Raw genomic sequence first — 12,279 nt, 5'->3', positions numbered from 1 at the left:
ATTTTCTAATGGATAATCGTTATAATTTTTACAAATGATGGGGGCGGAATAATCTTATTCTGTTCTTATCACTAAAAAAACAACTCACTATGAGGAGGAAATTACTAAAATGGCAAAAGAAAAATACGATCGCTCAAAAACGCATGTTAACATTGGTACTATTGGACACGTTGACCATGGTAAAACAACATTAACTGCTGCAATCACAACTGTATTAGCTAAAAGAGGTTTCAAGAGTACTGCAACGGACTACGCTTCAATCGATGGAGCTCCTGAAGAACGCGAACGTGGAATCACGATCAACACTTCTCACGTTGAATACGAAACTGAAACTCGTCACTACGCTCACGTAGACTGCCCAGGCCATGCTGACTATGTTAAAAACATGATCACTGGTGCTGCACAAATGGATGGAGCTATCTTAGTAGTATCTGCTGCTGATGGTCCAATGCCACAAACTCGTGAACACATTCTATTGTCTCGCCAAGTTGGTGTTCCATACATCGTTGTTTTCTTAAACAAAGTTGACCAAGTTGATGATGAAGAATTATTAGAATTAGTTGAAATGGAAGTTCGTGACTTATTGTCTGAATATGACTTCCCAGGCGATGACACTCCAGTTATCTCTGGTTCAGCTCTTAAAGCTCTTGAAGGCGTTGAAGAATTCGAAGATAAAATCATGGAATTGATGGATGCTGTAGATTCTTACATCCCAACTCCAGAACGTGATACTGACAAACCATTCATGATGCCAGTTGAGGATGTATTCTCAATTACTGGACGTGGAACAGTTGCTACAGGACGTGTAGAAACTGGACAAATCAAAGTCGGTGAAGAAGTAGAAATCATCGGAATTCATGAAGCTACTACTAAATCAACAGTTACTGGTGTTGAAATGTTCCGTAAATTGTTAGACTTTGCTCAAGCAGGGGACAACATTGGTGCATTATTACGTGGGGTTGCTCGTGAAGACATCCAACGTGGACAAGTTTTAGCTAAACCAGGTTCAATTACTCCACATACAAAATTCTCAGGTGAAGTTTATATCTTATCTAAAGAAGAAGGTGGACGTCACACTCCATTCTTCGCTAACTACCGCCCACAATTTTACTTCCGTACTACTGACGTAACTGGTGTTGTTGAGTTACCAGAAGGTACTGAAATGGTTATGCCAGGAGACAACGTTACAATCAACGTTGAATTGATTGCACCTATCGCTATCGACCCAGGTACTAAATTCACTATTCGTGAAGGTGGACGTACTGTTGGAGCCGGCGTTGTTGCTTCAATCGAAGCTTAATCAACTCTAAGAATAAACAATAAACATTGACTCTATCTGGTATAGAGCGTGATCATACGAGAAAAAAGCTCTGTCATTGTGACAGGGCTTTTTTATTTGGCAACTTGTACTAGTTTTCAAAATAAAATTTTTATGAATAGAGTATAATAGATAAAAAGATTAACTGACTATCTAATCATTAGGAGTTGTAAAGATGGATTCAAAACTAATTATATTACGTGGAAATTCTGGAAGTGGTAAAACAACAACGGCTTTAAAATTGCAAGAACTATTGGGAGAAGCTACTTTAGTTGTTTCTCAAGATGTAGTTAGACGAGATATGCTTAAAGTCAATGATCGAGAAGGCAATCTATCTATCGATTTAATCAAGCAAATTACTGAATATGGATTAGGGAAATGTCCTTTTGTCATTGTGGAAGGGATCATGGTAAATAAGAGGTATAAAAGAATGCTGCTAGATTTAATAAATATGTTTAAACCGCATGTTTATGTTTACTACTTTGACATACCTTTTGACGAGACTTTTGACAGACATAAGAAAAGGACAAAGGTAAATGAATTTGGCGAGAATGAAATGCGTAGTTGGTGGAATGAAAAAGATTATCTAGGAATTCCACATGAAAGATTGATTCTAAAAGAGTTGACTCAAGAAGATGTTGTGCAAGTTATAATGAATGACTTAGGAAAGTGAAAATTGAATATACATATGATAAAATTTATATAGTAGTAAGAAAACTCTCATAATTTTATCATTGATATGTTACACTAAAGAGCATTAGTGATAAGGAGTGATAGAATGACAAAAACTGTAGATATTGACTGGAATAATTTAGGTTTTAGTTACATAAAAACCGATTATAGATACGTTTCGTTCTGGAAAGATGGAGAATGGGATAATGGAACTTTGTCAGAAGACAATAAAGTTCATATCAGTGAAGGGTCGACGGCCTTACACTATGGACAAACGGTTTTTGAAGGGATGAAAGCTTACCGAACAAAAGACGGTTCAATCAATTTGTTCCGACCGGATCAAAATGCTGAACGTATGCAACGCAGCTGTAGTAGATTAATGATGCCTGCTATACCGACAGATGCATTTATTGAGGCTGTTAAAAAAGTAGTAAAAGCAAATGAACAGTACATTCCACCATATGGTACAGGAGGTTCATTATATCTTCGTCCATATATGATTGGTGTAGGAGATAATATTGGAGTAAAGCCAGCAGAAGAATATTTATTTTCTATTTTTTGTATGCCTGTTGGAGCCTACTTTAAAGGTGGACTGAAACCTACTAACTTTATGGTTTCTGATTATGATAGAGCTGCTGGAAATGGAACTGGAGCAGCAAAAGTTGGAGGGAATTATGGAGGTAGCTTACTTCCGGGAGCTGAAGCTCATAAGCGCAACTTTAGTGATGCAATTTATTTAGATCCGACAACCCATACGAAGATAGAAGAAGTAGGTTCAGCAAATTTCTTTGGGATTACAAAAGACAATAAATTTGTGACACCTGTATCGCCTTCTATTTTGCCGAGTATCACAAAATATTCATTGCTTTATTTAGCAAAAGAACGTTTGGGACTTGAAGTTGTCGAAGGAGATGTATTGATTAATCAACTAGATGATTTTAAAGAAGCTGGGGCTTGTGGGACGGCTGCTGTTATTTCGCCAATTGGTGGAATACAAAATAAAGATGATTTTCATGTCTTTTATAGTGAAACAGAAACTGGACCAGTGACAAAGAGATTATATGAAGAACTTACCGGAATTCAATATGGTGATATAGAAGCACCAAGTGGTTGGATTCAAAAAGTAGAATAAAGTAAAACGGTTAGGATATTATATAGAAGAAAGAAATTAATCAAACAAATAAATAGACAAACAAAACAAAATAAGCTAAGATGGGAAACGTTGATGTAATCCTAACTTAGTTTATTTTTTTCATGAAACAGGATAAATGAGGAAAATTGTAAAAATAGAGAACTATTTTTTAGATAGAATAAATTAATTTAGCAAACATCAAAAAAAGCTTGATTAAAAAAGTGTTTTTTTGTATAATTAAAAAGGTGCTGATTTCATAAGTGGAATCGTGCTAGGGGTATTCGAAAGAAACCCAATGGCTATGAAACGAGAGGTTGCGACACACCCGGCCGCTTTGTCACGGCGCGTGTGACGGAAATTTTCGTGGAGCAATGTCTAATTTATAAAAATAGGCGAAGGAGGGAAAATAATGGCAAAACAAAAGATTCGTATCCGCTTAAAAGCATATGAACATCGTATCTTAGATCAATCAGCGGAAAAAATTGTAGAAACAGCAAAAAGAACTGGTGCTAGTGTATCTGGTCCAATTCCATTGCCAACAGAAAGAACTCTTTACACTGTGATCCGTGCGACTCACAAATATAAAGATTCTCGCGAACAATTTGAAATGCGTACACACAAACGTGTGATTGATATTGTTAATCCAACATCTAAAACTGTTGATGCTTTAACAAAACTAGATCTACCATCTGGCGTAGATATCGAAATCAAGCTTTAATTTTAAAAAAATAATGGAGGTGTACTCATGACCAAAGGAATCTTAGGAAAAAAAGTAGGAATGACACAAGTCTTTACTGAGTCTGGTGAATTAATTCCAGTAACTGTAATCGAAGCAACTCCAAACGTTGTTTTACAAGTTAAAACAATCGAAACGGATGGTTACGAAGCAGTTCAATTGGGTTACCAAGATAAACGTGAAGTATTGTCTAATAAACCTGCAATGGGTCACGTAGCAAAAGCAAACGCTACTCCTAAGCGCTTCATTCGTGAATTTGACGATGTTGAGCTTGGGGACTACGAAGTAGGACAAGAAGTGAAAGTTGATGCTTTCAAAGCTGGAGACATCGTTAATGTAACGGGGACTACCAAAGGTAAAGGATTCCAAGGTGTTATTAAACGCCACGGACATAGTCGTGGACCAATGTCCCACGGATCTCGTCACCACCGTCGTCCAGGTTCAATGGGTCCTGTAGATCCTAACCGTGTGTTCAAACGCACATTACTACCAGGTCGTATGGGCGGAAACCGCGTAACTATCAAGAATCTTGAAGTTGTTCGTGTTGACGTCGAAAAAAATGTAATTCTTATTAAAGGAAATGTACCTGGGTCTAAAAAATCCTTAATCCAAATTAAATCAGCTTTTCAAAAAGCTAAATAAAAATTAAGAGAGGAGGAACAAAGGAATGCCAAACGTAGCCTTATACAAACAAGATGGTACACAAAATGGTGAAGTTACTTTAAACGACGCTATTTTCGGTATTGAACCAAACGAAAACGTTGTTTTTGATGCAATCATCATGCAACGTGCTTCATTAAGACAAGGAAATCACGCAGTTAAAAACCGCAGTGCAGTACGCGGTGGTGGACGTAAACCGTGGGCTCAAAAAGGAACTGGTCGTGCTCGTCAAGGGTCAATCAGATCTCCACAATGGCGCGGTGGTGGAATCGTCTTCGGACCAACTCCACGTTCATACAGCTACAAACTTCCTAAAAAAGTTCGTCGCTTAGCAATCAAATCTGTTCTTTCTACTAAAGTAGTAAGCGGAGATTTAATCGTTGTTGACGCATTGAACTTTGATGCACCAAAAACTAAAGAATTTGCACAAGTGTTAAAAAATCTAAATGTTGATTCTAAAGCGTTTATCGTAGTAGAAAACGACAATGATTTCGCAACATTATCTGCCCGTAACCTTCCAGGAGTTAAAGTTGTAGCTTTTGATAATGTTACTGTGTTAGATGTTGTAGCGCATGAAAAATTGATTTTGACACAAACTGCTCTAACTAAGCTAGAGGAGGTTCTTCAATAATGGATGTACGTGACGTAATCTTGCGCCCAATTATCACTGAAGCAGCAATGGCTGCTCAAGATAACAAAAAATACACTTTCGAAGTGGATGTTCGCGCAAATAAAACTCAAGTAAAACAAGCGATTGAAGAAATTTTTGACGTAAAAGTTTCTAATGTTAACATCATGAACGTACGTGGAAAATTAAAACGTATGGGTAAACATACTGGATACACTAAAAAACGTCGTAAAGCAATCGTAACTTTAACAACTGAATCAAAAGAAATCGAATTGTTTGAAGCTTAATTAAAGCTTTGAAAATAAACATCGGGAGGTAAAACACGTGGGTATTAGAAAGTACAAACCTACCACAAACGGCCGTCGTAATATGACTGGTTCTGATTTCGCAGAAATCACTTCAACAACGCCTGAAAAGACATTGTTGGAACCAAACAAAAGAAAAGCCGGACGTAACAATGCTGGTAAAATCATGGTACGTCACCGTGGTGGCGGACACAAACGTAATTACCGTGTTATCGACTTTAAACGTAATAAAGACGGTATCGTGGGTATCATCAAAACTATTGAGTACGATCCAAATCGCTCAGCTAACATTGCTTTAGTACAATACGTTGATGGTATTAAAACATACATCATCGCACCTAAAGGAATCCAAGTAGGACAACAAATCGTTTCAGGAGAATCAGTAGATATCAAAACAGGAAATGCTCTTCTATTAGAAAACATTCCTGCTGGTACTGTAATCCACAATATTGAAATGAAACCAGGTAAAGGTGGACAATTAGTTCGTTCAGCTGGAACTAGCGCGCAAGTGTTAGGTAAAGAAGGCAAATACGTAATGATCCGCTTAAACTCAGGTGAAGTTCGTCTAATCTTAGGAACTTGTCGTGCAACAATTGGTTCTGTTGGTAACGAACAACATGAATTGATCAACATTGGTAAAGCTGGACGTTCTCGTTGGTTAGGCAAACGCCCAACTGTTCGTGGTTCTGTAATGAACCCTAACGATCACCCACACGGTGGTGGTGAAGGTAAAGCTCCAATCGGACATGCTGGTCCAATGACTCCATGGGGTAAACCTGCTCTTGGATTGAAAACACGTAACAAGAAAGCTCAATCTAATAAATTTATTACACGTCGTCGTAAAACAAAATAAACCTAGGTTAGTTGGTTTTTCCAACTTTCCTAAGGAATGGAAGGAGGTTCACCCATGGGTCGTAGTCTTAAAAAAGGACCTTTTGTCGATGAACACTTAATGAAAAAAATGAATGCAATGGCCGAAGGCGAAAAGAAATCTGTCGTTAAAACTTGGTCACGTCGTTCAACAATTTTCCCGAGTTTCATTGGTTACACAATCGCAGTCTATGATGGACGCAAGCATGTACCAGTTTACATTCAAGAAGATATGGTCGGACACAAATTAGGTGAATTTGCACCAACAAGAACATACCGCGGTCACACTGCGGATGATAAAAAAACTAAACGTTAATTTTGAGAGGAGGATAACTCGATATGGCAGAACAAATTACAGAAGCTAAAGCAACTGCTAAAACTGTTCGTATTGCAGCTCGTAAAGTTCGTTTAGTTGTCGATCTTATTAGAGGGAAAAGCATCGGAGAAGCAATTTCAATTTTGAAATTCACTCCACGTGGTGCTTCACCAGCAATCGAAAAAGTTTTAATGTCAGCAATTGCTAATGCAGAACATAACTACGACTTAGACGTAGAAAATTTGGTAGTAAGCGAAGCTTATGTTAACGAAGGACCAACGATGAAACGTTTCCGTCCACGTGCAAAAGGATCAGCTGCACCAATCTTGAAACGCACAAGCCACATTACAGTAGTGGTATCTGAAAAGAAGGAGGGATAATCTGTGGGTCAAAAAATTAATCCAACAGGCTTACGTGTAGGTATCATCCGCGATTGGGATTCTAAATGGTATGCAGAAAAAGATTTCGCAAACTATTTACACGAAGATATCGCTATCCGCGAATATATTGCAAAAAAATTAAGCGAAGCTTCTGTTTCTAAAGTAGAAATTGAGCGTGCTGCTAACCGTGTTAACGTTTCAGTTCACACTGCTAAACCAGGAATGGTTATTGGTAAAGGTGGGTCTGAAGTTGACGCATTACGTAAAAAATTAAATGATTTAACAGGCAAAAGAGTTCACATCAACATTGTGGAAATCAAACGCCCTGACCTAGACGCTAAATTAGTCGGCGAAGGAATTGCTCGTCAACTAGAAAGCCGTGTTGCTTTCCGTCGTGCTCAAAAACAAGCTATCCAACGCACAATGCGTGCTGGAGCTAAAGGTATTAAAACAATGGTTTCTGGCCGTTTAAATGGTGCAGATATCGCTCGTAGCGAAACACATTCAGAAGGAACTGTTCCTCTTCATACATTGCGTGCCGACATCGACTACGCATGGGAAGAAGCAGCTACAACTTACGGTAAACTAGGTATAAAAGTTTGGATCTACCGTGGAGAAGTTCTTCCTGCAAAAAAGAACACTGAGAAAGGAGGGAAATAATCATGTTAGTACCTAAACGTGTAAAATTCCGTCGTGAATTTAGAGGTAAAATGCGCGGTGAAGCTAAAGGTGGGAAAGAAGTAACTTTTGGTGAGTGGGGTTTACAAGCCGTAGAGTCAAAATGGATTACAAACCGTCAGATTGAAGCATCTCGTATCGCAATGACACGTTACATGAAACGTGGTGGGAAAGTATGGATTAAAATCTTCCCTCATAAATCATATACGTCTAAAGCAATTGGAGTTCGTATGGGTTCTGGTAAAGGAGCACCTGAAGGTTGGGTTGCACCAGTTAAACGTGGAAAAATCATGTTTGAAGTTGATGGAGTTTCAGAAGAAGTAGCTCGTGAAGCACTTCGTTTAGCTTCTCATAAACTACCTGTTAAAACTAAGATTGTAAAACGTAAAGAAATTGGTGGTGAATCGAATGAAAGCTAATGAACTTAAAGAGTTAACCACTGCTGAAATGGTTGAGAAAGAAAAAGCATTTAAAGAAGAGTTATTCAATCTAAGATTCCAGTTAGCTACTGGCCAACTAGAAAATACTGCTCGTTTAAGTGAAGTTCGCAAATCGATTGCACGTATTAAAACTGCGTTACGTCAAGCTGAATTACAAAAATAGTTGATTGTCAAAGGAGGTCACCAAACAATGAGTGAAGAACGTAATCAACGTAAAGTCTACCAAGGCCGAGTTGTTTCAGACAAAATGGATAAAACAATTGTTGTCGTAATAGAAACTCAAAAGAAACATAGCCGTTACGGTAAACGTATTAAATACTCAAAAAAATATAAAGCACATGATGAAAACAATGTTGCCAAAATTGGCGATATCGTAAAAATTATGGAAACTCGTCCGTTGTCATCTACAAAACATTTCCGTTTAGTAGAAGTTGTTGAAGAATCTGTTACAGTTTAAGGTTTTCCAACAAATAACATAGTTTCCAAATCTGGAAGGAGGATACCACAGTGATCCAAACAGAAAGTCGTTTGAGAGTTGCAGATAACTCAGGAGCTCGTGAAGTCTTAACTATTAAAGTATTAGGCGGATCAGGCCGTAAAATCGCTAACATTGGTGATGTAATTGTTTGTACTGTAAAACATGCAACACCAGGTGGCGTTGTCAAAAAAGGTGAGGTCGTTCGTGCAGTTATCGTTCGTACTAAATCAGGAGCTCGCCGTTCAGATGGTTCATACATTAAATTTGATGAAAATGCATGTGTAATTATCCGTGACGATAAGAGCCCACGTGGAACTCGTATCTTTGGACCAGTTGCTCGCGAATTGCGTGACAACAACTTCATGAAGATCGTTTCACTTGCTCCAGAAGTTCTTTAATAATCAACCATCCACAAAGGAGGTGCGTGAAAGACATGTACATTAAAACAGGCGATAAAGTAAAAGTTATTACTGGTAAAGATAAAGGAACTGAAGCTGTCGTATTAAAAGCTTTTCCTAAAAAGGATCGTGTAATCGTAGAAGGCGTTAATGTTATGAAAAAACATCAAAAACCTAACTCAGCGAATCCACAAGGTGGAATCATTGAAATGGAAGCCCCTATCCACGTTTCAAATGTTATGCTTATAAACGCTGCAACTGGCGAACCAACTCGTGTTGGATTTAAAGTTGAAGACGGCAAAAAAGTACGTATTTCTAAAAAAACCGGTGAAGTTTTAGATAAATAATAGATAAGGAAGGAGGTATGAACTTCATGAACCGCCTTAAAGAAAAATATATCCAAGAAGTAACACCTTCAATGGTAGAAAAATTTGGTTACAAATCAATTATGCAAACACCTAAAGTAGATAAAATTGTTATCAACATGGGTGTGGGTGATGCTGTATCAAATGCTAAAAATTTAGACAAAGCTGTTGATGAGTTAACAGTTATTTCTGGTCAAAAACCATTAGTCACTAAAGCAAAAAAATCAATCGCTGGCTTCCGTTTACGTGAAGGTATGCCGATTGGTACAAAAGTAACATTACGTGGAGACAGAATGTATGATTTCTTAGACAAATTAGTTTCTGTTTCACTTCCTCGTGTACGTGACTTTCACGGTATCAGCAACAAGTCTTTTGACGGACGTGGAAACTACACGTTAGGCGTTAAAGAACAATTAATCTTCCCAGAAGTTGACTACGATAAAGTAGACAAAGTCCGCGGAATGGATATTGTTATTGTAACTACTGCTAATACAGACGAAGAATCTCGTGAATTGTTAACACAACTTGGAATGCCATTCCAAAAATAAGAATAGGAGGCGAACTACGTGGCTAAAAAATCACAAATTGCTAAAAACAAACGCCCTGCTAAATTCTCAACTCAAGCATATACTCGTTGTGAACGCTGTGGACGTCCACACTCAGTTTACCGCAAATTTAAACTTTGCCGTATTTGCGTCCGTGAACTTGCCTACAAAGGACAAATTCCTGGCATGAAAAAAGCAAGCTGGTAATACGATACTCGCATAAAGGAGGCTAAATTCAATGGTCATGACAGATCCGATTGCAGATTTTCTAACTCGTGTACGTAATGCTAACCAAGCACGTCACGAACAACTAGAAGCACCTGCATCAAAAATTAAAAAAGATATTGCTAACATTTTGAAACGTGAAGGTTTCATTAAAAATGTTGAATACATGGAAGATGACAAACAAGGCGTTATCCGCGTTTTCTTAAAATACGGAAAAGACAACGAACGTGTTATCACAGGATTGAAACGTATCTCTAAACCAGGTTTGCGTGTATACGCTAAAGCTGGCGAAGTACCTAAAGTTCTTAACGGACTTGGTATTGCGATCGTATCAACTTCTGAAGGTGTCATCACAGATAAAGAAGCAAGAGCAAAAAATATTGGTGGCGAAATTATCGCTTACATTTGGTAATAAGAAAGACTAATCAAGGAGGTGTATTGCTGTGAGCCGTATAGGTAATAAAACAATCACTATCCCTGAAGGCGTAACGGTTACTCGTAATGAGAACATCGTTACTGTTAAGGGACCAAAAGGTGAATTGAGTCGTTCTTTCAGCCCAGTTATCACAATGAATGTAGAAGGCAACGAAATTAACTTTTCTCGTCCAAACGACTTGAAAACAAATCGTGCACTACATGGCACAATGCGTGCTAATTTAAACAACATGATTGTTGGTGTAACTGTTGGTTTTGAAAAGACATTAGAATTAATTGGTGTAGGGTACCGTGCACAATTACAAGGTAACAAACTTGTATTGAACGTTGGTTACTCTCATCCTGTAGAATTTACTGCAGACGAAGGTATTAACATTGAAGTTCCTGCTAACACTAAAGTAGTTGTTAAAGGGACAAACAAAGAAAAAGTTGGCGCTTTAGCTGCTAACATCCGTGGCGTACGTCCACCAGAACCTTATAAAGGTAAAGGAATTCGTTATTCTGACGAAATCGTACGTCGTAAAGAAGGTAAAACAGGTAAATAATAGCCTGGCTGCCTAATTTTCAACCATAAAATTAAAGAGGTGACAATTGTGATTACAAAACCAGACAAAAACAAACTACGTCTGAAAAGACATGGTCGTGTACGTTCTAAAATTTCTGGTACTGCAGAGTGCCCACGCTTAAACGTGTTCCGTTCTAATAAAAACATCTACGCTCAATTAATTGATGACGTAGCGGGTGTAACGCTAGCAAGTGCATCTTCATTAGACAAAGAAGTTTCAGGAGAAACAAAAGTAGCTCAAGCTTCAGCTGTTGGTTCAGCTATCGCTAAAGTTGCTACTGAAAAAGGTATTAAACAAGTAGTCTTTGACCGTGGTGGATACCTTTACCATGGCCGTGTGCAAGCTTTAGCTGAAGCTGCTCGCGAAAATGGACTAGAATTTTAAAAAAAGGAGGAATACCACACATGGTTTACATCGATCCAACACATTTGGAATTAGAAGATCGTGTCGTTTCAATCAACCGCGTAACTAAAGTTGTTAAAGGTGGACGTCGTCTACGTTTTGCTGCTATCGTTGTTGTCGGAGATAAAAACGGACACGTAGGTTTCGGTACTGGTAAAGCACAAGAAGTACCAGAAGCTATCCGCAAAGCAATTGAAGATGCTAAAAAGAATCTTATTGAAGTACCTATGGTAGATACTACGATTCCTCACGCAGTTATTGGTCGTTATAGCGGCGGTAACATTTTAATTAAACCTGCTGTTGCCGGTTCTGGGGTTTCTGCTGGTGGTCCAGTACGTGCCGTATTGGAATTAGCTGGAGTTGCAGACGTAACAAGCAAATCATTAGGTTCAAGCACACCAATCAACATGATCCGTGCTACTGTTGATGGCTTATTACAATTAAAACGCGTTGAAGAAGTTGCAAAACTTCGTGGAAAAACTGTAGAAGAAATTATAGGATAAGGAGGACATTAAGAAATGGCTAATTTAGAAATCACTTTAAAACGTAGCGTTATCGGACGTCCTCAAAACCAAAAAGATACAGTTCAAGCTCTTGGTTTAAGAAAAATCAACAGTACTGTAGTTAAGCCTGCTAATGAAGCTATCACTGGTATGGTTAAAACAATCTCACATTTAGTGGACGTTAAAGAAGTATAAAACATTTGTAAGTAGACTTTTATTGAAGGAGG

At 38.1% G+C, this 12,279-nt stretch carries 23 protein-coding genes; all 23 read left to right on the top strand.

The genetic code is table 11. The features are described from left to right. Positions 1-109 precede the first annotated feature (109 nt). The 23 genes from tuf (at position 110) to rpmD (ending at position 12,247) form a co-directional block, all read left to right on the top strand. A complete protein-coding gene (gene tuf, locus ACKI3H_RS09060) occupies positions 110-1,300 on the top strand; it encodes an elongation factor Tu (RefSeq protein ID WP_407371924.1) in 1,191 nt (396 codons plus the stop codon). 193 nt (positions 1,301-1,493) lie between these two features. Continuing rightward, positions 1,494-1,991, top strand: coding sequence for a kinase (locus ACKI3H_RS09055; protein ID WP_407371923.1), 498 nt, complete (start codon positions 1,494-1,496; stop codon positions 1,989-1,991). Between the two features lie 105 nt (positions 1,992-2,096). Then, positions 2,097-3,122 carry a branched-chain amino acid aminotransferase gene (locus ACKI3H_RS09050; RefSeq protein ID WP_407371922.1) on the top strand — a complete coding sequence of 342 codons (1,026 nt, stop codon included), beginning with the start codon at positions 2,097-2,099 and terminating at the stop codon, positions 3,120-3,122. A gap of 409 nt (positions 3,123-3,531) precedes the next feature. After that, complete coding sequence (gene rpsJ / locus ACKI3H_RS09045; protein WP_350450821.1) at positions 3,532-3,840, top strand: 30S ribosomal protein S10; 309 nt, start codon at positions 3,532-3,534, stop codon at positions 3,838-3,840. A gap of 27 nt (positions 3,841-3,867) precedes the next feature. Beyond that, positions 3,868-4,500 (top strand): 50S ribosomal protein L3, encoded by a 633-nt coding sequence (rplC, locus tag ACKI3H_RS09040; protein WP_013712033.1) that lies wholly within the window; start codon positions 3,868-3,870, stop codon positions 4,498-4,500. Between the two features lie 25 nt (positions 4,501-4,525). Beyond that, positions 4,526-5,149 (top strand): 50S ribosomal protein L4, encoded by a 624-nt coding sequence (gene rplD / locus ACKI3H_RS09035; RefSeq protein ID WP_035020872.1) that lies wholly within the window; start codon positions 4,526-4,528, stop codon positions 5,147-5,149. Beyond that, positions 5,149-5,433 carry a 50S ribosomal protein L23 gene (rplW, locus tag ACKI3H_RS09030; protein WP_007725672.1) on the top strand — a complete coding sequence of 95 codons (285 nt, stop codon included), beginning with the start codon at positions 5,149-5,151 and terminating at the stop codon, positions 5,431-5,433. The genes rplD and rplW overlap by 1 nt, the downstream gene beginning before the upstream one ends. A gap of 37 nt (positions 5,434-5,470) precedes the next feature. Continuing rightward, positions 5,471-6,304, top strand: coding sequence for a 50S ribosomal protein L2 (rplB, locus tag ACKI3H_RS09025; RefSeq protein ID WP_407371921.1), 834 nt, complete (start codon positions 5,471-5,473; stop codon positions 6,302-6,304). A 54-nt stretch (positions 6,305-6,358) separates the two neighbouring features. Beyond that, the gene (rpsS, locus tag ACKI3H_RS09020) at positions 6,359-6,637 is read left to right on the top strand and encodes a 30S ribosomal protein S19 (RefSeq protein WP_035020868.1); all 279 of its coding nucleotides are present in this window, start codon (positions 6,359-6,361) and stop codon (positions 6,635-6,637) included. Between the two features lie 23 nt (positions 6,638-6,660). Further along, a complete protein-coding gene (gene rplV / locus ACKI3H_RS09015) occupies positions 6,661-7,017 on the top strand; it encodes a 50S ribosomal protein L22 (protein ID WP_013712029.1) in 357 nt (118 codons plus the stop codon). Between the two features lie 3 nt (positions 7,018-7,020). Further along, positions 7,021-7,677: a 30S ribosomal protein S3 gene (gene rpsC / locus ACKI3H_RS09010; protein WP_035020867.1), complete on the top strand. Its 657-nt coding sequence runs from the start codon at positions 7,021-7,023 to the stop codon at positions 7,675-7,677. A gap of 2 nt (positions 7,678-7,679) precedes the next feature. Next, positions 7,680-8,114, top strand: a complete 435-nt coding sequence (gene rplP / locus ACKI3H_RS09005) for a 50S ribosomal protein L16 (RefSeq protein ID WP_035020865.1) — start codon at positions 7,680-7,682, stop codon at positions 8,112-8,114. Continuing rightward, complete coding sequence (gene rpmC / locus ACKI3H_RS09000; protein ID WP_013712026.1) at positions 8,104-8,298, top strand: 50S ribosomal protein L29; 195 nt, start codon at positions 8,104-8,106, stop codon at positions 8,296-8,298. Before rplP ends, rpmC begins: the two co-directional genes overlap by 11 nt. Before the next feature lie 27 nt (positions 8,299-8,325). Beyond that, complete coding sequence (gene rpsQ, locus ACKI3H_RS08995; RefSeq protein WP_007725691.1) at positions 8,326-8,592, top strand: 30S ribosomal protein S17; 267 nt, start codon at positions 8,326-8,328, stop codon at positions 8,590-8,592. Positions 8,593-8,642: 50 nt separating this feature from the next. After that, positions 8,643-9,011: a 50S ribosomal protein L14 gene (gene rplN, locus ACKI3H_RS08990; protein ID WP_013712024.1), complete on the top strand. Its 369-nt coding sequence runs from the start codon at positions 8,643-8,645 to the stop codon at positions 9,009-9,011. 35 nt (positions 9,012-9,046) lie between these two features. After that, positions 9,047-9,358, top strand: coding sequence for a 50S ribosomal protein L24 (gene rplX / locus ACKI3H_RS08985; protein WP_350450817.1), 312 nt, complete (start codon positions 9,047-9,049; stop codon positions 9,356-9,358). 26 nt (positions 9,359-9,384) lie between these two features. Continuing rightward, a complete protein-coding gene (rplE, locus tag ACKI3H_RS08980; RefSeq protein WP_407371920.1) occupies positions 9,385-9,924 on the top strand; it encodes a 50S ribosomal protein L5 in 540 nt (179 codons plus the stop codon). Positions 9,925-9,942: 18 nt separating this feature from the next. Beyond that, positions 9,943-10,128 carry a type Z 30S ribosomal protein S14 gene (locus ACKI3H_RS08975; RefSeq protein ID WP_013712021.1) on the top strand — a complete coding sequence of 62 codons (186 nt, stop codon included), beginning with the start codon at positions 9,943-9,945 and terminating at the stop codon, positions 10,126-10,128. A gap of 31 nt (positions 10,129-10,159) precedes the next feature. Next, a complete protein-coding gene (gene rpsH, locus ACKI3H_RS08970; RefSeq protein WP_407371919.1) occupies positions 10,160-10,558 on the top strand; it encodes a 30S ribosomal protein S8 in 399 nt (132 codons plus the stop codon). A gap of 31 nt (positions 10,559-10,589) precedes the next feature. Then, positions 10,590-11,126 carry a 50S ribosomal protein L6 gene (gene rplF / locus ACKI3H_RS08965; protein ID WP_407371918.1) on the top strand — a complete coding sequence of 179 codons (537 nt, stop codon included), beginning with the start codon at positions 10,590-10,592 and terminating at the stop codon, positions 11,124-11,126. A gap of 48 nt (positions 11,127-11,174) precedes the next feature. After that, entirely contained in the window at positions 11,175-11,531 is a 357-nt protein-coding gene (rplR, locus tag ACKI3H_RS08960) for a 50S ribosomal protein L18 (protein WP_407371917.1), read from the top strand. A 20-nt stretch (positions 11,532-11,551) separates the two neighbouring features. Then, positions 11,552-12,052, top strand: coding sequence for a 30S ribosomal protein S5 (gene rpsE, locus ACKI3H_RS08955; protein WP_350450814.1), 501 nt, complete (start codon positions 11,552-11,554; stop codon positions 12,050-12,052). 15 nt (positions 12,053-12,067) lie between these two features. Further along, the gene (rpmD, locus tag ACKI3H_RS08950) at positions 12,068-12,247 is read left to right on the top strand and encodes a 50S ribosomal protein L30 (protein WP_013712016.1); all 180 of its coding nucleotides are present in this window, start codon (positions 12,068-12,070) and stop codon (positions 12,245-12,247) included. Positions 12,248-12,279 lie beyond the last annotated feature (32 nt).

Origin of the sequence: Carnobacterium sp. (genome assembly GCF_045617425.1) — a bacterium.
GTDB lineage: Bacteria > Bacillota > Bacilli > Lactobacillales > Carnobacteriaceae > Carnobacterium_B.
Note: the sequence above shows the minus strand (reverse complement) of the source record. Positions and strands in the feature narration are given on the sequence as shown.

Excerpts from the sequence above, each read along its gene's own strand:
- ACKI3H_RS09050 (WP_407371922.1), top strand. The coding sequence starts at position 2,097 with ATGACAAAAACTGTAGATATTGACTGGAATAATTTAGGTTTTAGTTAC.
- rplC (WP_013712033.1), top strand. The coding sequence starts at position 3,868 with ATGACCAAAGGAATCTTAGGAAAAAAAGTAGGAATGACACAAGTCTTT.
- rplE (WP_407371920.1), top strand. The coding sequence starts at position 9,385 with ATGAACCGCCTTAAAGAAAAATATATCCAAGAAGTAACACCTTCAATG.
- rpsQ (WP_007725691.1), top strand. The coding sequence starts at position 8,326 with ATGAGTGAAGAACGTAATCAACGTAAAGTCTACCAAGGCCGAGTTGTT.
- rpsE (WP_350450814.1), top strand. The coding sequence starts at position 11,552 with ATGGTTTACATCGATCCAACACATTTGGAATTAGAAGATCGTGTCGTT.
- rpsH (WP_407371919.1), top strand. The coding sequence starts at position 10,160 with ATGGTCATGACAGATCCGATTGCAGATTTTCTAACTCGTGTACGTAAT.
- ACKI3H_RS09055 (WP_407371923.1), top strand. The coding sequence starts at position 1,494 with ATGGATTCAAAACTAATTATATTACGTGGAAATTCTGGAAGTGGTAAA.
- rplD (WP_035020872.1), top strand. The coding sequence starts at position 4,526 with ATGCCAAACGTAGCCTTATACAAACAAGATGGTACACAAAATGGTGAA.
- tuf (WP_407371924.1), top strand. The coding sequence starts at position 110 with ATGGCAAAAGAAAAATACGATCGCTCAAAAACGCATGTTAACATTGGT.
- rpmC (WP_013712026.1), top strand. The coding sequence starts at position 8,104 with ATGAAAGCTAATGAACTTAAAGAGTTAACCACTGCTGAAATGGTTGAG.
- rplX (WP_350450817.1), top strand. The coding sequence starts at position 9,047 with ATGTACATTAAAACAGGCGATAAAGTAAAAGTTATTACTGGTAAAGAT.
- rpmD (WP_013712016.1), top strand. The coding sequence starts at position 12,068 with ATGGCTAATTTAGAAATCACTTTAAAACGTAGCGTTATCGGACGTCCT.
- rpsS (WP_035020868.1), top strand. The coding sequence starts at position 6,359 with ATGGGTCGTAGTCTTAAAAAAGGACCTTTTGTCGATGAACACTTAATG.
- rplP (WP_035020865.1), top strand. The coding sequence starts at position 7,680 with ATGTTAGTACCTAAACGTGTAAAATTCCGTCGTGAATTTAGAGGTAAA.
- rpsJ (WP_350450821.1), top strand. The coding sequence starts at position 3,532 with ATGGCAAAACAAAAGATTCGTATCCGCTTAAAAGCATATGAACATCGT.
- rplV (WP_013712029.1), top strand. The coding sequence starts at position 6,661 with ATGGCAGAACAAATTACAGAAGCTAAAGCAACTGCTAAAACTGTTCGT.
- rplW (WP_007725672.1), top strand. The coding sequence starts at position 5,149 with ATGGATGTACGTGACGTAATCTTGCGCCCAATTATCACTGAAGCAGCA.